Annotated in this window: 15 protein-coding genes and 1 riboswitch; of the genes, 4 read left to right on the top strand and 11 right to left on the bottom strand. The window is 53.2% G+C overall.

From position 1 onward, the window contains the following. Positions 1-38: 38 nt before the first annotated feature. On the bottom strand, positions 39-1,049 hold the full coding sequence (locus KAJ71_RS02245; RefSeq protein ID WP_248944196.1) for a magnesium transporter: 1,011 nt from the start codon (positions 1,047-1,049) through the stop codon (positions 39-41). 59 nt (positions 1,050-1,108) lie between these two features. Continuing rightward, positions 1,109-1,280, bottom strand: a riboswitch (M-box (ykoK) riboswitch). Between the two features lie 289 nt (positions 1,281-1,569). Further along, positions 1,570-2,784, bottom strand: coding sequence for a beta-ketoacyl-ACP synthase I (fabB, locus tag KAJ71_RS02240; protein WP_248944195.1), 1,215 nt, complete (start codon positions 2,782-2,784; stop codon positions 1,570-1,572). Positions 2,785-2,954: 170 nt separating this feature from the next. Here fabB and mnmC point away from each other — a divergent pair, with 170 nt between their 5' ends. Continuing rightward, positions 2,955-4,976, top strand: a complete 2,022-nt coding sequence (mnmC, locus tag KAJ71_RS02235) for a bifunctional tRNA (5-methylaminomethyl-2-thiouridine)(34)-methyltransferase MnmC2/FAD-dependent 5-carboxymethylaminomethyl-2-thiouridine(34) oxidoreductase MnmC1 (RefSeq protein WP_248944194.1) — start codon at positions 2,955-2,957, stop codon at positions 4,974-4,976. Positions 4,977-5,018: 42 nt separating this feature from the next. Here the strand turns inward: mnmC and KAJ71_RS02230 are convergent, their stop codons facing one another. The 6 genes from KAJ71_RS02230 to prmB form a co-directional block, all read right to left on the bottom strand. Continuing rightward, the gene (locus tag KAJ71_RS02230; RefSeq protein ID WP_021806053.1) at positions 5,019-5,300 is read right to left on the bottom strand and encodes a YfcL family protein; all 282 of its coding nucleotides are present in this window, start codon (positions 5,298-5,300) and stop codon (positions 5,019-5,021) included. A 32-nt stretch (positions 5,301-5,332) separates the two neighbouring features. After that, positions 5,333-5,878 carry an elongation factor P hydroxylase gene (locus tag KAJ71_RS02225; RefSeq protein ID WP_248944193.1) on the bottom strand — a complete coding sequence of 182 codons (546 nt, stop codon included), beginning with the start codon at positions 5,876-5,878 and terminating at the stop codon, positions 5,333-5,335. A 189-nt stretch (positions 5,879-6,067) separates the two neighbouring features. After that, the gene (locus tag KAJ71_RS02220) at positions 6,068-6,868 is read right to left on the bottom strand and encodes a sulfite exporter TauE/SafE family protein (protein ID WP_248944192.1); all 801 of its coding nucleotides are present in this window, start codon (positions 6,866-6,868) and stop codon (positions 6,068-6,070) included. A gap of 191 nt (positions 6,869-7,059) precedes the next feature. Continuing rightward, entirely contained in the window at positions 7,060-7,887 is an 828-nt protein-coding gene (mepA, locus tag KAJ71_RS02215; protein ID WP_248944191.1) for a penicillin-insensitive murein endopeptidase, read from the bottom strand. 9 nt (positions 7,888-7,896) lie between these two features. Then, the gene (aroC, locus tag KAJ71_RS02210) at positions 7,897-8,982 is read right to left on the bottom strand and encodes a chorismate synthase (protein WP_248944190.1); all 1,086 of its coding nucleotides are present in this window, start codon (positions 8,980-8,982) and stop codon (positions 7,897-7,899) included. Between the two features lie 82 nt (positions 8,983-9,064). Next, positions 9,065-9,997 carry a 50S ribosomal protein L3 N(5)-glutamine methyltransferase gene (prmB, locus tag KAJ71_RS02205; RefSeq protein WP_248944189.1) on the bottom strand — a complete coding sequence of 311 codons (933 nt, stop codon included), beginning with the start codon at positions 9,995-9,997 and terminating at the stop codon, positions 9,065-9,067. A 182-nt stretch (positions 9,998-10,179) separates the two neighbouring features. Between prmB and smrB the strand changes: the two genes are divergently transcribed. The 3 genes from smrB to KAJ71_RS02190 all read left to right on the top strand — a co-directional run bounded on the left by smrB (position 10,180) and on the right by KAJ71_RS02190 (position 15,370). Further along, positions 10,180-10,710: an endonuclease SmrB gene (smrB, locus tag KAJ71_RS02200; protein WP_248944188.1), complete on the top strand. Its 531-nt coding sequence runs from the start codon at positions 10,180-10,182 to the stop codon at positions 10,708-10,710. Between the two features lie 801 nt (positions 10,711-11,511). Then, complete coding sequence (locus tag KAJ71_RS02195; protein ID WP_248944187.1) at positions 11,512-13,539, top strand: two-partner secretion domain-containing protein; 2,028 nt, start codon at positions 11,512-11,514, stop codon at positions 13,537-13,539. Positions 13,540-13,708: 169 nt separating this feature from the next. Further along, positions 13,709-15,370, top strand: a complete 1,662-nt coding sequence (locus KAJ71_RS02190; protein WP_248944186.1) for a ShlB/FhaC/HecB family hemolysin secretion/activation protein — start codon at positions 13,709-13,711, stop codon at positions 15,368-15,370. A 55-nt stretch (positions 15,371-15,425) separates the two neighbouring features. Here the strand turns inward: KAJ71_RS02190 and sixA are convergent, their stop codons facing one another. The 3 genes from sixA to fadI all read right to left on the bottom strand — a co-directional run bounded on the left by sixA (position 15,426) and on the right by fadI (position 19,793). Continuing rightward, a complete protein-coding gene (sixA, locus tag KAJ71_RS02185; protein WP_248944185.1) occupies positions 15,426-15,908 on the bottom strand; it encodes a phosphohistidine phosphatase SixA in 483 nt (160 codons plus the stop codon). 406 nt (positions 15,909-16,314) lie between these two features. After that, on the bottom strand, positions 16,315-18,483 hold the full coding sequence (fadJ, locus tag KAJ71_RS02180; RefSeq protein ID WP_248944184.1) for a fatty acid oxidation complex subunit alpha FadJ: 2,169 nt from the start codon (positions 18,481-18,483) through the stop codon (positions 16,315-16,317). Continuing rightward, positions 18,480-19,793 (bottom strand): acetyl-CoA C-acyltransferase FadI, encoded by a 1,314-nt coding sequence (fadI, locus tag KAJ71_RS02175; RefSeq protein WP_248944183.1) that lies wholly within the window; start codon positions 19,791-19,793, stop codon positions 18,480-18,482. Before fadI ends, fadJ begins: the two co-directional genes overlap by 4 nt. Positions 19,794-19,906 lie beyond the last annotated feature (113 nt).

Genomic DNA, 19,906 nt, shown 5'->3' with positions numbered 1-19,906 from the left:
GTTACGGTGCCCATCGAGATCCTGTTGCGGTTTTCGTATCAATTTAACCCCAAGGTCCACTGGGCTATTTTGAAGTAGATGATCAAGCCGGTGCCGTCTATCAGCGTGGTGATAAACGGGGCGGAGACTACGGCAGGATCCACACCGAAGCGTTTCAGCGCCATTGGGATCACAGAAGAGACAATCGCAGCCCACAGCGTAATACAAAGTAGGGTCAGGCTCACGATGAGCGTAATCTCATAGCCAATACCCATCATCCAACCACGGAACGCACCAGCACAGGCCAGGGTTAACGCTATCATGATCGAGGTAGTCATTTCCTTGCGCAGTACGCGCCCCACATCACGCATACGGATCTCCCCCAAGGCCATGGCCCGCACAATGGTGGAGGTGATTTGCGTGCCGCTGTTACCTCCTGTACCCACCAATAATGGGATAAAGAAGGCCAAGGCAATCGCTGCTTCCAATGACTCCTCAAAATGCTGAATAACGGTGCTGGTATACGCCTCGGCGACGAACAGCAACAGCAGCCACACGCTGCGTTTTTTCCACAATTCAAAAGAGGACATTTCAAGGTAAGGCTTATCCAGCGGCAGGCTTGCCCCTTGCAAATGGGCATCCTCGGTGTTTTCATCTTCGATAATCTGCGCTATTTCGCGCTCGGTTAAACACCCTACCAAACGGCCATTATCGACCACCGCCACAATATCTAAATGATTCTTGGCCACCAGTTCGGCGATATGTTCACGCTCGTCCGTGGGTTTTACACGGAAGAAGGTGGTTTCCATCATATCCTTGATCAGTTCGCCATTATATTCTTCCTGCAATAAACGTTTAACAGAAAGTACACCTACCAGTTTGGCTCCGTCTTCAATAAAAATTTGTGCGGGTATATCGTCGTTAGAAAGTTGATTAACGAATATTTTCCTGGCTTCGCCAACGTATAGATCTTGATGCAGAACAAAGAAGTTTTTGTTCATATAACGCGCGATGGCGTCATCTTCAAAGTTGGCGTTTTGATAAAGGTCTTGCAATACAACATGTGACATTCTAGATACTCCCAATGGAAAGATGGAGTCTCATAGAGGCGACAAGACAGGACAGCGCAAGCCGATCCCCACGTCTTGGGTTTAGCACTATACAACGTATCCCCAGGGGGGAAGTTACCTTAGCAGTGCCTTGATTCGGCTAATGCTTGTTTTACCCTTGGTGGCCTCTCTCGATGCCAGTAGAGCGGTAACTTGTGTTCGTATAGGAGCCTCGCCATAACGAGATCGTAAAGCTAAATAAAGCGTGGGCATTATGACTGGTTTGGTTATCCGTATAGGAAGAATGGTAATTTTGTTGAGGTATTATTTATTTTTCGGGCCAAAAACTAACCGGATTAATTTATTCGCCTGTCAGGCCAGGGCTAAATTAAACGAAAATCCACCTGCCGTTTAAGTTATCTTCTGTTGATTATCGGCCTGCAAAACCTGATTTCACACTGACATGTAGCATCACTTTAAACACGCAAAAAAATCGGGCACCTATTAAAGGTGCCCGATTGATAACGATTAAGCCCTGCGCTTACTTCTGCAGTTTACGCATTACCAGCGTGGCGTTGGTGCCGCCGAAACCGAAGCTGTTGGACATGACCGTAGTCAGATCACGCTTGGTTGGCTCGGTCACGATGTTCATCCCTGCCGCTTTCTCATCGAGGTTATCGATGTTGATGCTTGGCGCGATGAAACCGTGCTCGACCATCAGCAGGCTATAAATCGCCTCCTGCACGCCCGCCGCACCCAGTGAGTGGCCGGTCATGGCTTTGGTTGAAGAGATGGCTGGGGTGTTATCGCCAAAGACTTCACGGATCGCGCCCAGCTCTTTCACGTCGCCGACCGGTGTGGAGGTGCCGTGTACGTTCATGTAGTCGATTGGTGTGTCTACGCCCTGCATTGCCATCTTCATGCAACGCACCGCGCCTTCACCCGATGGAGCCACCATGTCGGCGCCGTCTGAAGTCGCGCCGTAACCGATGATTTCCGCATAGATATGTGCGCCGCGAGCCAGAGCGTGCTCCAACTCCTCAACCACTACCATGCCGCCGCCGCCTGCGATAACGAAACCGTCACGCGCTGCGTCATAGGTACGGGAAGCTTTTTCTGGCGTGTCGTTGTAGCTGGTGGACAGCGCGCCCATGGCGTCGAATTCACAGGCCATTTCCCAGCACAGCTCTTCGCCACCGCCAGCAAAAACGACGTCTTGTTTGCCCAGTTGGATCAGCTCAACGGCGTGGCCGATACAGTGTGCTGAAGTTGCGCAGGCAGAGCTGATGGAGTAGTTCACGCCGCGGATTTTGAATGGAGTGGCCAGGCAAGCAGAAACGCCTGATGCCATCGCCTTGGTCACCATGTATGGGCCAACGCCACGCAGGCCTTTGGCGCGCATACCGTCAGAACCCGCAACCTGGTTACGTGGAGAACCACCACCGGAACCGACCACCAGACCGGTGCGATCATTGGAAACCTGATCGGCTGCCAGGCCAGAATCTTGAATCGCTTGTTCCATGGAGAGATAGGCGTAAACCGACGCGTCGCTCATAAAGCGCATCACTTTACGGTCAATCAGGCCAGTAGTGTCGAGTTTAACATCACCCCATACGTGACTACGCATGCCGGAATCTTTCAGCTCCTGAGAGAAGGTGATCCCAGAGCGGCCTTCCTGCAGACTTGCCAGGACCTCCTGCTGGTTGTTACCAATGCTGGAGACGATTCCCAGGCCAGTAATCACTGCACGTTTCATTCGGTACCTCTTCCACAATTTTACATTCGGGATTTTGCATCGCACTTTAGCGTACAGATGTACGCCGAACAAGTCCGATCAGAATAATTTTGCATTATCTTTACTCAGTTTGCACCCAGGGGCAGCCCCCGTTAAAATCGCTCTACCCCTTGAATGACGAGCAACCTACCGTGAGCAACTCCCCCATCCAAACCGCAGCGTTAAGCTGGAATGAACAAGGTACACCTGTTTCGAAACAGTTTGATGACGTCTATTTTTCCAACCAGGATGGGCTGGAGGAAACCCGCTACGTCTTTCTGGGGGGCAACCGGTTGCCACACCGCTTCAGCGATCACCCACGCTCACTGTTTATTGTGGCAGAAACCGGCTTCGGTACCGGGCTGAATTTTCTCACCCTGTGGCAGGCCTTTGCCCGTTTTCGGCAGGAGACACCGGCGGCGAGTTTGCAGCGCCTGCATTTTATCAGTTTCGAGAAATACCCGTTGCAGCTGGCCGATCTGGCGGCAGCCCATGCCCAATGGCCAGAACTGGCTCCCTTTGCCGATGAACTTCGCGCCCAGTGGCCTTTGCCGCTGCCAGGATGCCACCGCCTGCTGCTTGCCGAAGGGCAGATCACGCTCGATTTATGGTTCGGTGACGTCAATACCCTGTTGCCACACTTTGACGCCAGCATGAACGATCAAATTGACGCCTGGTTCCTGGATGGCTTTGCGCCGTCCAAAAACCCTGATATGTGGAGCGAGCCGCTGTTTGCCACCATGGCGCGTTTTGCCCGCCCAGGCGGCAGTTTTGCCACCTTCACTGCCGCAGGATTTGTCCGCCGTGGATTGCAGCAGGCGGGGTTTGAGGTCAGCAAATGCAAAGGCTTTGGCCAGAAACGCGAGATGCTCACCGGCCAACTCCCCGCCGACACCCCGGCAAGCCTCAATCCAAGCCCGTGGTTCCTGCGTCCGGCAGCAGCAAGCACCGACGATATCGCCATCATTGGCGGCGGCGTAGCCAGTGCGCTCACGGCGTTGGCCTTATTGCGCCGTGGAGCCAAGGTCACCCTGTATTGCGCCGATGCACAGCCCGCAGAGGGCGCATCCGGCAATCGCCAGGGGGCACTGTACCCATTGCTGAATGGCCGGGGTGATGCACTGGAAACCTTTTTCAGCGCCGCCTTCCCCTTTGCCCGCCGCCAGTATGACGCCCTGCTGCAACAACAGGTTGAGTTCGACCACCAGTGGTGTGGCGTCAGCCAATTGGCCTATGACGAAAAAAGCGCAGGGAAGATCGCCAAGCTCCTGGCCGTTGCCTGGCCGCACACTCTGGCCCAATCGGCCGATCGCGCTACGCTTAGCGCCCTGTGTGGGATCGACACGGGGTTTGGTGGTATTCACTACTCGCTCGGGGGATGGCTATGCCCTGCTGACCTGACGCGTGCCGCGATTGCCCTGGCCGAACGGCAGGGATTAGTTTGCCACTATTTGCATAGGCTTTCCGATCTGAACCGCAATAATGAAGGTTGGCAACTGCATTTTGCTGAGGGGGAAGCTCACCAATATGCCACGGTGATCCTGGCTAACGGGCACCAACTCTCCGCTCTGGCCCCTAGCGCAGCACTACCGGCGTATGCGGTGCGCGGCCAGGTTTCACATATTCCCACGACGCCTACGTTAAGTGAACTAAAGCAGGTGCTGTGTTACGACGGTTATCTGACGCCGGTGAACCCCAACAATCAGCAGCACTGCATTGGTGCCAGCTACCAGCGCGGCGAATCAGGCACGGAATATAGTCAGGTAGAGCAAGAAGAGAACCGCGATCGCCTGCTGCGCTGTCTGCCAGAACAGAGCTGGACGCAAGAGGTGGATATCAGTGGCCAGCAGGCACGCTGTGGCGTACGCAGCGCTACGCGAGACCATATGCCGATGGTTGGTGCCGTGCCGGACTATCAAGCCACTCTGGCACTGTATGGCGATTTGCAGCAGCAACGCCAACGCGGCGAAGCAATTGCCGATGCGCCAATGTATCCGGGGTTGTTTATGATAGGAGCCTTAGGCTCACGCGGCCTGTGTTCGGCGCCGTTGGCCGCAGAAATTTTAGCGGCGCAGCTGTTTGGCGAACCCTTACCGGGGGATAGCGAGATGTTGGCAGCGTTGAACCCAAACCGCATGTGGGTCAGGAAGCTGCTGAAAGGACGTGAAGTATAGTTCATTTGAGGGGCCAGCGTGATGCTGCCCCCTTTAGAGTAATTACTCAGTCGGCAACGCTGTCTGATACAGGTTTTCCCACATGCCCAGCACCAGCACCTGATCCGGCGGGGAGAGTTCCCCGGCCTTGATGGCCTTGTCCAGGCTGCTCTGTACCCGCACCTTGAGCTGCTCGGCGCTGTGTTCGGCATGTTCTTCCGATTCCGCCACCGCCAGAGTCAGATGACCGCGCAGGTAGCCACCGGCAAACAGTTCATCATCGCTGGCGTGTTCTACCATGTCATCAATCAGCGCCAGAATACGCGCTTCAAATTCTGCGATCATCAAATTTCCTCATTAACAAACAGACTCTGGCCTCAGAGATCTTCCGGGTAGGGAAAATACTCGGCCGCCAGCGGAGGCGTATTGTAAAACGATTGCAGCGCCTGAATAAAGCGCGCAGGTCGTGTGGGTATTCCTCGTTCCAACAACTCCAGCACCCGAGTGCGGACTTTACGCTGGAAACCAATGCGATCTGGCTCGCAATCCCCGCTGAGATTGTCGCAACTGACGTTGAACGGGAAACCCGCCGCCACGCAGAACATCCACTCCAACGCCTGCGGATTGATCTCAACCGCTTCAAATTCACTTTGCGTCTGGGCATCGCGCCCATCCGGGCAATACCAGTAACCGAAGTCCACCAGCTTGCGGCGTTCGGCACCGGCGATGCACCAGTGGGAAATTTCATGCATGCCGCTGGCATAGTAGCCGTGCGCAAAGACGATGCGGTTGTAAGGCAGCTCATCATCGGCAGGCAGGTAAATAGGCTCATCGTCGCCTTTAACCAGGCGGGTATTGAATTCATCGCTAAAGCACTGATTAAAGATCTCAATCAGTTGCGGATACTGGTGTATGTTTGGCATAAAAAACTCAAATATACTCTTCGTCTTTCAAGCCACAGCGTTGTTGTCTGCACTTGCACACCCCAGTCACTTACTAAAGTAAGCTCCTGAGGATGAACAAGCTGGCCGCCTAGCTGTGACATGAAATTCATTGAGTATAACCATAAGTTAAAGAAGGTTATTATCTCACTGTAAAGTCTGATTGGCACACTAAAAATGCAATGCCAGCCACTGTTGGATTTCCGCCCCGTGGTTGTCGTACAGCAATTTGCAGCTCATGATCAAAGAAACTATCACGATCATCGGCCGGATCAGCTTCTGGCCCTTGGTCAACACCATGTGCGCTCCAAGACGGGCACCGAACACCTGCCCTATCAGCATCACCAAGCCAATGCTCCAGATCACTTGGCCACCGATAATAAATAGCACCAGGCTGCCCAGATTGGAGGTGAAGTTCAGCACCTTGGCATGAGCAGTCGCCTTGGCCAGGTTAAAACCGCACAGCGTCACATAGGCCAGGGCATAGAACGAGCCAGCACCAGGCCCGAAGAAACCATCGTAAAATCCAACGCAACCCCCTGCCACCAAGCCAAAGGGTAACGCCCCCAGCCGACGCTGGCGATCGCTTTCCCCCAGCCGTGGCGTCAGCAAGAAATAGACGCCGATGCCGATCACCAACAGCGGCAGCATTTGGCGCAGTATATCGGCACGCATATGCTGCACCAGTATTGTCCCGATCACCGAGCCCACCAGCGTCAGGAAGATGGTCAGCTTCTGGGTATTAAGATCAACGGCCCGACGGCGGACAAAGTACAGGCTGGCGGAAAACGATCCCCCAACCGACTGCAATTTATTGGTCGCCAGAGCCTGCGTGGGAGGAACGCCCACGGCCAGCAGAGCCGGTACGGTCAACAAACCACCACCGCCGGCGATAGAATCGATAAACCCGGCGAACATTGCTACCAAAAACAGTATCCCGAGCAATTCGGGACCTAATACCAGCCCATCCATAAGTCGTCTGCCTGCAAGAGTGGATCCATACCTGATACCAATTGCTTAAACCCCCTCTTCCTCCTGAAAGGAAAATAACGGGTTTGCTTAGATTGTTGGCATTCGCGGATATATCATTTTTGTTTGCCGCACACACTACGCCTTAAAACTCAAAAAATAAACGCCCCATTCGAGGCGTTTTTACTAGGCTATCAGCGGTTGGCGAAGTGGCTATCCAACAGCGCCTGACAGGTTGGCGGCAGCGGAGGCGGCTCCTTCTTGACCGGATTGGCATTCGGCTGATGCGGTTTGAACCAGCTGGCCAACTCGGCGCCACAGCCGTCGCCCACTGGAGGCGCATCCTGATCCAAACACTCCAGGCTACCCTCCGGGCAACGCAAGCGGACGTGCATATGCGCACGATGCCCAAACCAAGGGCGAACCTTATGCAACCAATCGCGATCAGCACCGGCATCCTGGCACAGACGCTGTTTGATTGCCGGGTTAACGAAGATCCGCGTCACTTCGCTGTCCTGCGCCGCCATCTTGATCAAGGATTCGATCTGCGGCTGCCACTGGCGATCCACCACCTGTTTACCGTCGCCAGACACCAGATCGATTGGCTGCGGTTTCAGCAGTTGCTGTGCGCTCCAACGTTGACGCGGCAACTGCAACCAGATGTCCACGTCCAAGCCGGATTGGTGGCTGGCATGGCCACTGCTAAAGCGCCCACCGGCCGGCATCGCCATATCGCCGATCAACACCGTGCCCAACGCTTTCTGGTTGGCCTGGCTGCTCAGGCGTTGAATAAACGCCAACAGGTCTGGGTGGCCAAAGTAGCGCCGCTGGTCGGTACGCATCACCTGATAGTTCGGTGAATTAAGCGGCAATGGGTGCGCCCCGATAATACAACCGTTGGCGAAACCCCCAACGGCCTGCGCAGTGCCGCTAACCGGGTGGTCGATCTTTTGCCACGGCGTTAGCGCCAAGGCAGAACCCGAAGCGATCAACGCAACCAAGCCCAGTATCCATTTTTTCATCGCAATCCCTTACCAGCGTGGCACGTCGGAAATCACATCACCGTTTTGCGCACGCTGGCGCAGCAGATGATCCATCAGCACGATCGCCATCATCGCTTCGGCGATCGGTACCGCACGGATCCCGACGCACGGATCGTGGCGACCACGGGTGACCATCTCCACCGCGTCACCCTGACGGTTGATCGTACGGCCCGGCACCATGATGCTGGAGGTTGGCTTCAGCGCAAGATGTGCAATCACTGGCTGGCCGCTGCTGATACCACCAAGAATGCCGCCCGCGTGGTTGCTCTGGAAGCCTTCAGGGGTAATTTCATCGCGGTTTTCACTGCCACGCTTGGTGACCACGGCAAAACCATCGCCGATTTCCACACCTTTAACCGCGTTGATGCTCATCAGTGCATGCGCCAGATCGGCATCCAGACGATCAAACACCGGCTCGCCCAGCCCGACCGGAACGTTTTCCGCCACTACGGTCACTTTGGCGCCGATGGAGTCGCCCTCTTTTTTCAGTGCGCGCATCAGTTCGTCCAGGGCCTCCAGCTTGTCCGGATCTGGGCAGAAGAACGGGTTCTGCTCGACCTGATCCCAATCTTTCAGCTCGCAACTCACGTCGCCGATCTGCGCCAGATAGCCGCGTACCTGTACGCCAAACTTCTGCGCCAGATATTTTTTAGCGATAGCACCGGCAGCAACGCGCATAGCGGTTTCACGCGCCGAAGAACGGCCACCACCGCGATAATCACGCACACCGTATTTCTGTTCGTAGGTATAATCGGCATGACCAGGGCGGAACACATCTTTGATCGCACCATAGTCTTGCGAGCGCTGATCGGTGTTTTCGATCATCAGGCCGATGCTGGTGCCCGTCGTGACGCCCTCAAACACCCCGGAGAGGATACGCACCTGATCCGGCTCGCGGCGCTGGGTGGTATAGCGCGAAGTGCCGGGGCGGCGGCGATCGAGATCGTGCTGCAAATCAGCTTCTGTCAGCGGAATGCCGGGCGGCACACCGTCTACGATACATCCCAGCGCCACACCGTGAGATTCACCAAATGTGGTGACGCGGAAAAACTGCCCAATACTGTTCCCTGCCATCACGGCTCCTTACCGTTGGTTGTCATCCCGCTCGGCGTGCAAACGGGGCATACAGGCCCGCTATGCGGGCCCAGGTTGTTGGTTAGCTGCGGTAGAGGCTGAAATGATCTTTACAGTCAATCAGCTGCTGTTTCGTCAGCATGAATACGCCGTCCCCACCGTTATCAAACTCCAACCAGGTGAACGGAATATCCGGATATTGTTCCATCAGATGTACCATGCTGTTGCCCACTTCACAAATCAGCACGCCGTCATCGCTCAGGAAGTCAGGCGCACAGGCCAGAATGCGGCGCACCAGCTTCAGGCCGTCGCTGCCTGCGGCCAGCCCAAGTTCCGGCTCAAAGCGGAACTCTTGCGGCAGGTCGGACATATCTTCCGCATCGACATAAGGCGGGTTGGTGACGATCAGATCGTATTGGATCGCCGGCACGTCACGGAACAGATCGGAGCGGATCGGGATCACCTGATGTTCCACGCCGTGTGCCTGAATATTGCGCTCGGTCACGGCCAGCACGTCGGTGGAGATATCTACCGCGTCCACTTCCGCTTCCGGGAAGGCATAGCCGCAGGCGATAGCGATACAACCACTGCCGGTACACATATCCAGGATATGACGTGGCGGATGTGGGATCAGCGCACTGAAGCGATTGTTGATCAGCTCACCAATCGGTGAACGTGGTACCAGCACGCGCTCATCGACATAGAACTCCATGTCGCAGAACCAGGCTTTGTTGGTCAGGTAGGCAACCGGGATGCGCTCGTTGACACGGCGGATCACGCGCTCAACGATGCGGTGACGCTCGCTGGAGGTCAAACGTGCAGTGCGCATGTCTTCAGGAATATCCAACGGCAGGAACAGGCTGGGCAAGACCAATTGCACGGCTTCGTCCCACGGATTATCGGTTCCGTGGCCATAGTAGATATTGGCGGCGTTAAAACGGCTTACGGCCCAGCGCAGCATATCCTGAATGGTGTGCAGCTCATTCACTGCTTCTTCGACGAAAATTTTGTCCAATTTGCCCTCCGGCAGGCGCGATAATTCATGATTTAGCCCCGTAGTTTGCCATGAAGCCTGCCACAAATCAGCAGCAATAGCAGCGTAGAAGCATTCTGGTTGGCATTCAGTGCCAGTTTTGCGTCGACAGAAACCTTCGAGCAGGTAAACTAGCGCCATAAATGATAGGCGGTGAGAGAATAATGAAGAATAAGCCCCCTCTGAGCAAAGATGAATTGTTGCTCTTTAGAGAGTCGGTAGCCGGAGCAAAGAAGCTACAGCAGGACACCATCGTCCACCCAAAACCTAAAATGAAAACCAAGCAGATCGCGCCGCAGCGCCTGTTGCAAGAACAGGTGGATGCCAGCTTTTACTTTTCTGACGAATTCCAGCCACAGTTAGAGGATGAAGGCCCAACGCGCTATGTGCGTCCTGGCTACAGCCATTATGAGTTGAAGAAACTGCGTCGCGGGGATTACGTGCCGGATCTGTTCCTGGATTTGCATGGCTTGACGCAGATGCAGGCCAAGCAGGAGCTGGGGGCGATGATCGCCGCCTGCAAGCGTGAACACGTGCATTGTGCCTGCGTGATGCATGGCCACGGCAAACACATCCTCAAACAGCAAACGCCGCTGTGGTTAGCGCAACATCCGGACGTGCTGGCGTTCCACCAGGCCCCTAAAGAATGGGGTGGTAACGCAGCGGTACTGGTATTGATAGAATTAACAGAATAGCGACATAAAATGGCACTTATCTGTGCCAAATCAGCCGAAGTGACGGCTCCCAAAGGGGCCCCATGACTAAGTCGAGAAACGGAACACTGTCAGCATGCCTGCAACTTGAGTTATACGCAAAAAGACTCAAAGTTCACTAATAGGCCACTAATAATTTAAGCTGTGTGTTTTTCTGCCGGGCATTTCAATCCATAGAGTTCATCAAATTACCACTCTTAACGCCTACTTAGAAAAATCTTGGCAAAATAGCCCTGACTAAAAATTAAGCCCCGATTCTATTACCACACCCACTTGCATGTATCAAGACCTTTTACGCTGGAATTTCCAATAAATACATTTGTTTTAAGTATACTTAAAACCAAAATCATTGATGTGATTTAAAATTCACGAGAAAGATCCTGTATTAACGCCAAGAAGTAGACAGGAGAAATATTGTAAGTAGAATGCGGGCAGTTCGAGTTAATACTGGCAATACCCACTTAGAAGGCCATAGCCATACAGCGCATAAACCAACTGCATAAACATTCCTGTAGCTCGCTGAGCATCGGGTTTTTTCTACAATAGGGAAAACATGCTTTGCTATACTCAGGTCTAGAGTGAAATTATAAATCACAGTTAATAACCACTACGAATAGAAATACAATTCCTTGAGTTTATTAAATAATAGCAAATACCTCCTGCACAACTTGGGGGCGTTTCCTCATGGTTGACAGAAAAGAAGTTAGCTGTAAATCCGTTACCGCTAGATTGGTTATCAATATTGATAACCTTTGCATCTAAAATATTATAGGAAATAATATTATGACCGTAAAAAATAAACAGAAGCAGTTTTTTGCTAAACTTTCACCAATTTGTTTCTTTAGCCTGCTGGCCTTACAAGGCGTAAGCGTTGCCCAAGCCGCTATCGTTTCCGCCCCAGGTGGCCCATCAATCAACTCCGGTTCCATCAAAGGTAGTACGGTTGTAGATATTAAAGCCCCAGGTAACGGCGGCGTCTCTCACAACATCTATAACCAGTTTGATGTAGATCGCGGAGGGGTGGTGCTAAATAACAGCGCACAAAATTCAACAACTCAGTTAGCAGGTGCCATCAACGGCAACAAGAATTTGGCCAATGGTGCCGCTAACGTTATCCTCAATGAAGTCAACTCCTCCAAAGCCAGCCAGCTGAACGGGATGATTGAGGTGGCCGGCCAGAACGCACAGGTTATTATTGCCAACCCATCGGGCATTACCTGTAACGGTTGTGGTTTTATTAATGCCAATCGTGCCACCTTGACCACCGGTAAAACCACGGTAGTTAATGGCGAGGTGCTCGATTACGTTGTCAACAAAGGTAAAATCACCATTACTGGCGATGGTTTGCAGAGTTCCAGCGCTAACTATACTGATTTAATCGCCCAAGCCGTTGCCATTAACGCCGACGTGCAGGCCCAGGATCTTCGGGTCTCTTATGGCCAAAACCGCGTTGACGCTGCACATACCACAGCAACGCCACTCACCTCCAACAGCCAGTATGGCGTAGGTCTTGACGTCTCCAGCCTGGGCGGCATGTATGCCAATAAAATTACGCTGGTCGGCTCCGGTGTAGGTTTGGGCGTGAATAACGCAGGTACCATCGCCGCCTCCGTAGGCGATGTGGTTATGAACATGAATGGCTCTCTGACCAACAAAGGGACGATTTCTGCCAAAAATGATATCCGTCTGGTATCAACCTCTAAAGTTCGCTCGGATTCCATAAAGAACTCAGGCGGTAATCTTGAGGCTGGCAATGATATTAACATTAACAGTGGTTACGTGCACAACGTTAAAGGCACCATGACGGCCGGCGGTAATATCAACCTCATTAGTAGCGTAGGTCTTGGTCAGTTAACTGGGGTACAGGTAGGGATCGACAATACGAACGGTGCAATCAGCGCTAGAAAAGGCACCACGATTAATGCCAGCGGCGCTTCAATCAAGAATACCAGCGGCGTGATCAGTGCCGTAGACGATATCACCATGGATGCCAAGTATGGTGTGAATAACAATCTGGGTAGGATTGCCTCCAGTTTTGGTGGCGTGACCATTAATACCGCTACTAACACCATCCGTAACGATCGCGGGATCATTGAGGCCAACTGCTGCGTGACTCTGGATGCGTCAATAGTAAATAATAACTACGGCACCATCAAAACCAAAGATGACGTCGTTATTAATGCATCGTATGAGTTGGATAACACCCAAGGTACCATTATGGCCGAGGGTAACATCAACCTTAAGAGTAACACTATTAAAAATAACTCAGGTAAAATCATGGCTCAGAATGCATTGGATATCGATGCTTCTCATCTAGTGAATTATACCTATAACAACCCAACCAACGAATACGGCGTATTCAGCGGTGGTGACATGAATCTAAACCTGCGTTCTACACTCAATAATAATTATGGTCAAATTGTTTCCAATGGTAACATCAATATTACTCCTACCTATAGCATAACCAATAAATTCGGGAGTATTAAAAGTGCTAAAAACGTCACGATAACTGCGACCGCTATAGGTAATCAGGACGGTAAAATCATTGCGGGTGAACATGCGGTGATTAATGCATCACATTTAGATAATGGTTTATTCTCTGGTACCTCAGGAAATATTGAGGCGGGTGATACTTTAGCGATCAACATAAAGCGTGGGGTCTTTAGCAATGGCCAGGGTATCGATGGCAGTATGACTAATTACGGTACCTTTGCGGGTAAAAACAAGATCACTATCAATACTGAAGGGAAATTCAACAATTACGGTAAACTGATTTCAGACAATGACGTGGAAATCCAAAGCAAACGCTAATCGGCGCCAACACTGGCACGATGAGCAGCCTTATCACAGGAGTAGCATCGGGTGATAGGCGATAAATAAGCTGATGGCCTCTCAAAAAGGCCATCAGCTGTTTTTCATTTTTTACCTATATCCACACCGCACCTGATTTAAGAAAAATAATATTAATAAGGAAGTTAACATGCGTTTTCGCTTTCCCAATGCCTGGCTATTGCTTATTTTCACCCCGCTGGTTCAGGCAGCTGAAAATGGCCAATTTATTGAGCAGCAAATGAGTCACCAGCAAGAGCAGGAAAAAGCACGCTACAACCAATTGGAAACCGTAGGTAAAGACGTTCGCTCCTCTGGCAACGGTGGCCTTAGCACCAGCATTGACTTTCCAGAAGAACACCCCTGCTTCACCATACAACGGGTTGAACTGAATAAGGACGACAAGATCCCTCATTGGATACCATTGCGCAAACTGACAGAACAGGCACAAGGGCGTTGCCTGGGGATCCAAGGGGTGAAAACGCTCGCGACCGCCCTACAAAATAACCTGATTGGACATGGCTACATCACTACCAGGGTTATGATCCCGCAGCAAAATCTGACGGAGGGGATTCTCACCTTGAATATACTGCCCGGCACCATTGGCAACGTCAGGCTAACCGAGGACAGTGATAAGTTCGTCAACTTGCACACCACCTTTCCTGGAAGCCAAGGGGACCTGCTGGATCTGCGTGCTATTGAGCAAGGGTTAGAAAACATGCAACGCATTCCTGATGTCGTTGCCAATATTTCACTCCACCCCGGCCAAAATACGGGTGAATCCGACTTGGAAATAACCCGTAAGCAACCTTCATTCTGGCGTTTGGGTGGATGGTTGGATGATTCAGGCAGTAAACAAACCGGGCGTTATCAAAGCGGCCTGGCTTTATATATTGATAACCCGACCTCGATGAACGATCTGTTCTATGTTTCTGCTGGTCGTGATTTGCAGTTCCAATCGACCCATCATTCTAATAACGGTTCTTTATACTACTCGGTGCCCTACGGCTTCTGGTCATTGGATTTATATGCCAGCCGCAGCGAATATTTACAAAATATCAATGGTATCTATACTGATTTTTCCTACCGCGGCAAGTATCGCAACCTTAGCTTAAAAGTAAATCGCCTCTTGTATCGCAACGCGAACCAAAAAAACACGCTCAGCTTTCAAGTACTAAAGCGTAACTCGCATTTTTATCTGAACGATACGGAACTACAGTTACAAAAGCGTAATATGACCAATTGGAGCATTGAATTCAATCACCGCCACTATGTCGGCCAGTCTATTATCGATGCCATGTTGAGTTATCAGCGTGATGCTTCCTGGTTTGGAGCAGAAAGACCGGTGGACAGCGCTGCGTCAAGCCGCATCGTCAACCTGGATGTCAGTACCTATACGCCTTTTACTGTGAAAGATCTCTCTCTAAGTTATCAATCCCGCTTTCGCCAGCAATATAGTCCGGACCGCCTGACCACCCAGGATCAATTCAGTATCGGTAACCGCTGGACCGTACGTGGTTTTGACGGGGAAGTGAATATGATGGCCAATAAAGGCTACTACCTGCGCAATGACCTGAACCTGAACCTGCCAAAACTGGGGCAGCAACTATATATAGGTATGGATTATGGCCGGGTAAAAGGTGACGGTAGCAACGATTTTGCCGATGGTCACTTGCTCGGTAGCGTTGCGGGTATTCGAGGGAGGGTAAAAGCGGTCGGTTATGACGCCTTCGTTGGGGTGCCTCTGTCCAAACCCGATAATTTTACCACCAGCCCGGTCAACCTCGGCTTTACGTTACAATGGCAGTTTTGATGACGTTCATGACAAAGGGCGATGTTTATCATCGCCCTTTGATGTGAGAACGAGTTCAGACCTTGGCCAATACCTGTGACGGGCTGACCTGCCATTCAAACTTGCCGATACTGCCATCCTCGGACAATTCGACATTAGCGATGGCGGAGGTAGCAAACATTGGCGGGCATTCCCCAGGGCATAGCTCAGCCACCAGATAACCCACCAGCGGTAGATGGGATACCACCAGTACCGCAGCTACGCCCTCTTTCGCCAGCGCCTGCAAATAGCAGCTCACCAGCCCAACATCGCCCCCTGGGGTCAACTCCGGCAGCACTTCCTCACCTTCCGGCAGCGTTAACGTTTCGCGTACCGTTTCCAGCGTCTGCTCTGCACGCAAATAAGGGCTGACCAGAACTCGTTCAATATCCACAGACTTGGTGTTCAACCAGGCCGCCATCTGACGTGACTCATCACGGCCACAAACAGTAAGGGGTCTTACCGAATCGCTGGCTGCATCGAGTGCCGCCTCTCCGTGACGCATAATCAAAACTTGCATATTGCACCGCTGTTGTTGACAAAATAACGCTATACAGAAACGCCGAGCGTGCTGTATCGCCGAGTTACGCTCAAGAGCGCAGGCCAGCTTCAAACGATAACGCGCCGTTTCTCTATGGCGGTCGGGCATTTTGCCTGAAAGTTCGCGTAAAGAAAACGCTGTTTTTTACAACATTTGCGCCCTTACACAAATTCATCGCTGACATAACAACCAATTCAACGGGTTAAATTTTAACCTTGTTGCTATGAAATTTTTGGTAGCGCTGAGTGAGCCACCCACCAAAACGCTACGTTACCCCTCCCCAATCTCCCTGTACAGCCTCCGGGATTGCCCTAATTGCAAGGAGTGATGGCGATCACAATGCGGCTCTGATCAAACTGTAGCGCAATCCGGGCCGCTATGCTGGTTAACTGCCTTGCGGATAGAAGCGTTCCCCCTGCTCAGCCATGCGCTGCAGGCGTTCACAAGGAGCAAAATATTCACCGTATTGCTGTTGCAGATAGCGCAGGGTTTTTACCACTTTCTCTGCGCCCAGCTCATCCATATAGCGGAACGGGCCACCAAGGAACGGCGGGAAACCAATGCCAAACACCGCGCCGATATCACCGTCACGTGCGCTGCGGATCACGCCTTCATCCAGGCAACGCGCCGCCTCGTTGAGCATCATCATCACGCAACGTTGGGCGATTACCGCAGGTTGAATATGCGTCTTGGCGGTAATACCCAGCAGTGAATAGATGCTACTGTCTGCGCTCTTGCGTTTCTGGCGTGACCTGCTGCCCTCGGCTGGGTACAGATAAAAACCACGGCCATTCTTGCGCCCTTTGCGACCGTCTTTCAGCACTGCGTCGAACGCCGCTGGAGCGGCAAAGCGTGGCCCCAGTTCCGCCGTCAGGATCGGGATAATCTTGGTGCCGACGTCGATACCCACTTCATCCAACAGCATGATGGGGCCTACCGGGAAACCAAAATCGACCAAAGCCTTATCCACCGATTCGATAGGCTCACCTTCCAGCAAGCAGCGCGCCGCCTCATTAATATAAGGGGCAAGAATACGATTGACGTAAAAACCGGCGCGATCGGCGACCACGATCGCCGTTTTCCCCTGCTTGTGGGCCAGGGCAACGGTAGTGGCAATGGTTTGTTCGCTGGTAGTGGCATGCGGGATCACTTCGACCAACGGCATTTTATCCACCGGGCTGAAGTAATGCAGACCAATGACCTGCTGCGGCCTGGCCGCCTGCGCCGCGATTTGGCTGATCGGCAATGATGAGGTATTGGAGGCAAATACGGTATGCGGCGCGGCATGTTGTTCAATATCGGCCACCATCTGCTGCTTGAGCGCGATATCTTCAAATACCGCCTCCACCACGATGTCGACCCGTTCAAAACCGCTGTAATCGGTGCTGCCGGAAATCAACATCATCTGTTTCTGGCGCTCTGCCGGACGCATGCGCTTGCTACGTACCCGCTTGCCCAGCAGATCCCAGGTGTATTTCAACGCGTGGTTGATCCCCTGCTCATTCACGTCTTTAATGCGCACCGGTAGTCCGCCACGTGTCGCCGTGACGCAGGCGATACCGCCGCCCATCAAACCACCGCCAAGTACGCCCACACGGTGTAACTCATGAGGCTGAGCATCCCCGCCGCGCTCTTTTTTCAGCGCCGTGGAGGCAAAGAACAGGCTACGTAATGCGGCAGACTGAGGCGACATAGCCAACTCACCGAAGGCGCGAGCCTCCGCTTCATAGCCGCTGACACTGCCCTGATCCAGACCGGTGCGCACCACTTGGATAATACGCTCCGCTGCCGGGTAGTTACCGTGGGTTTTCTCCAGGGTCTTCTTACGCACGATGCTGAACAGCAGGCTTCTGCCCAACGGACCGTTGAGCAGGCGTTCCTGCCACGGTAACGCACGGCGCGATTTCCAGCCTTGCTTTACACGCTCAATAGCGGTTTGCAGCAGAATAGATTGCGGCACGGCCTCGTCCACCAGGCCCATACGCAGCGCCTGACGCGCGCGAACGTGTCTGCCCATCAGCATCATATCCAACGCTTTGCTGGCACCAATCAGGCGGGGTAAGCGCTGAGTGCCACCAGAGCCAGGCAACAAGCCTAACTGTACTTCCGGCAGGCCGAGCGCCGTTTTGTCATCCAGCGAGCAGACGCGGCTATGGCAGGCCAAGGCCAACTCCAACCCGCCCCCAAGGCAAGCACCATGAATGGCGGCAATCACCGGCACCGGGAACGCGGCAATCTGTGCCAGCGTGCTCTGCCCCTTCTTCGCCAGCGTTTGTGCCTCCTGGGCCGTATGGCACGCGGCAATCATGGTGATATCTGCACCAGCAATAAAGGAGTCTGGCTTGCCGGACAAGATCACCAAGCCTTCCAGGGTGGCAAGCTGCTGCGCTTTAATTAGTACGTCGTTGATCTGATCAACAAACTCCGCCTTCAGCGTATTCACCTTTTCACCCGGCACATCGATGGTGATCACGCCAATATTGTCCGGACGTAAGGTCAGATGAAATGCCGAAGGCTTGGCACGCTGTTCGTGCAATGCGTTCTCGAAACTCATTTGTCCACCTCCACGATCATCGCAGCTCCCAAGCCCCCGGCCGCGCAGGCGGTGGCCAGCCCCAGACCGCCACCGCGCCGTTTAAGCTCGTGCAGCGTCTGGGTGATCATGCGCGCGCCGGTCGCGGCGAACGGGTGGCCATAAGCGATAGAACCACCCAACACGTTGAATTTTTCCATATCGACCTCGCCGATCGCCTGCTCACGCCCCAGTTTCTGTTGGGCAAACTCGGTACTGGCGAACATTTTCAGGTTGGCCAGCGTTTGCGCCGCAAAGGCTTCATGCATATCGATCAGGGTCAGGTCAGCCAGGGTAATACCGGCACGATCCAGCGCCAACGGGGTGGCATAGGAAGGGCCGAGCAGCATATCTTCCCAGACATCGATGGCGGCAAAGGCAAAGCTGCGCAGGTAGCCTAGAGGCTCCAGGCCGAGCTCTTTCGCACGGGACTCGCTCATCATCAGCACCGCCGCCGCACCATCGGTCAGCGGGGTACTGTTGGCGGCCGTGACGGTACCGTGACGACGATCGAATGCCGGTTTTAAGCGGGCATAAGACTCCAGGCTGGAATCTTTGCGGACGTTGTTATCTTCGGCCAGCGGGGATTTATACGGTGGCGCATAGGCGGTCATCACTTCATCGCGCAACAGCCCCTGCTCCCAAGCTTTGGCGGCCAGTTGATGCGAGCGGTGTGCCAAAGCATCCTGTTGCTCGCGAGTAATACCGTGGGTTTTCGCCATTTGTTCGGCGGTATCCCCCATGCGCAGGCCGGTAGAGTATTCAGCCACGGCAGGCGGCACTGGCATCAGATCGCGGAACTTAAGCTTGCTGAACAGCTTCAGGCGCTGCGACAGTGTGCGGGCCTTGTTGACGTCCACCAACGTGCGAGCCAGCGCCTTGCTAACGCCAATCGGCAGCACGGAAGAAGAGTCTGCCCCACCAGCAATGCCGATACTGATGCTGCCAGCCATGATACTTTCCGCCACATTGGCAATCGCCTGGAAGCTGGTGGCACAGGCACGTGAAACGCTATAGGCATCGGTGTGTACACTCATGCCGGTGCCAAGCACAATTTCCCGCGCAATGTTGGGCGCTTCAGGCATTTGCACCACCTGGCCAAAGACCAGTTGCTCGATCAAGACGGGATCGATGCCGCTACGCGCCAGCAGCTCGCTCACCGCAGTCTTGCCAAGATCGACCGCAGGTATACCGTGATAAGCGGTAGCCTGCTTGGCGAAAGGGGTACGCAGCCCTTGAACAATGGCGATACGGTCGCCAAGACGGGTAACCAGCGGCAATGCCTTACTCATAAACGCTCCTGAAGAGAGGCCGTCAACACAACGGACAAAAAGAGGTCTGACCTGATGAGGTCATTGTTAACCAAATGTTTACATTTGGCAAACCGGCAGAAGTGAAAACTGAG

The organism is Serratia silvae (assembly GCF_023282985.1).
In the GTDB taxonomy this organism is placed as follows: domain Bacteria; phylum Pseudomonadota; class Gammaproteobacteria; order Enterobacterales; family Enterobacteriaceae; genus Chania; species Chania silvae.
This window is presented reverse-complemented; position numbering and strand designations above follow the sequence as displayed.

Coding starts and splice junctions, on each gene's coding strand:
- aroC (WP_248944190.1), bottom strand. CDS start 8,982: ATGGCAGGGAACAGTATTGGGCAGTTTTTCCGCGTCACCACATTTGGT.
- mepA (WP_248944191.1), bottom strand. CDS start 7,887: ATGAAAAAATGGATACTGGGCTTGGTTGCGTTGATCGCTTCGGGTTCT.
- KAJ71_RS02245 (WP_248944196.1), bottom strand. CDS start 1,049: ATGTCACATGTTGTATTGCAAGACCTTTATCAAAACGCCAACTTTGAA.
- KAJ71_RS02190 (WP_248944186.1), top strand. CDS start 13,709: ATGCGTTTTCGCTTTCCCAATGCCTGGCTATTGCTTATTTTCACCCCG.
- fadJ (WP_248944184.1), bottom strand. CDS start 18,483: ATGAGTTTCGAGAACGCATTGCACGAACAGCGTGCCAAGCCTTCGGCA.
- KAJ71_RS02230 (WP_021806053.1), bottom strand. CDS start 5,300: ATGATCGCAGAATTTGAAGCGCGTATTCTGGCGCTGATTGATGACATG.
- smrB (WP_248944188.1), top strand. CDS start 10,180: ATGAAGAATAAGCCCCCTCTGAGCAAAGATGAATTGTTGCTCTTTAGA.
- KAJ71_RS02195 (WP_248944187.1), top strand. CDS start 11,512: ATGACCGTAAAAAATAAACAGAAGCAGTTTTTTGCTAAACTTTCACCA.
- sixA (WP_248944185.1), bottom strand. CDS start 15,908: ATGCAAGTTTTGATTATGCGTCACGGAGAGGCGGCACTCGATGCAGCC.
- KAJ71_RS02225 (WP_248944193.1), bottom strand. CDS start 5,878: ATGCCAAACATACACCAGTATCCGCAACTGATTGAGATCTTTAATCAG.
- fabB (WP_248944195.1), bottom strand. CDS start 2,784: ATGAAACGTGCAGTGATTACTGGCCTGGGAATCGTCTCCAGCATTGGT.
- fadI (WP_248944183.1), bottom strand. CDS start 19,793: ATGAGTAAGGCATTGCCGCTGGTTACCCGTCTTGGCGACCGTATCGCC.
- KAJ71_RS02220 (WP_248944192.1), bottom strand. CDS start 6,868: ATGGATGGGCTGGTATTAGGTCCCGAATTGCTCGGGATACTGTTTTTG.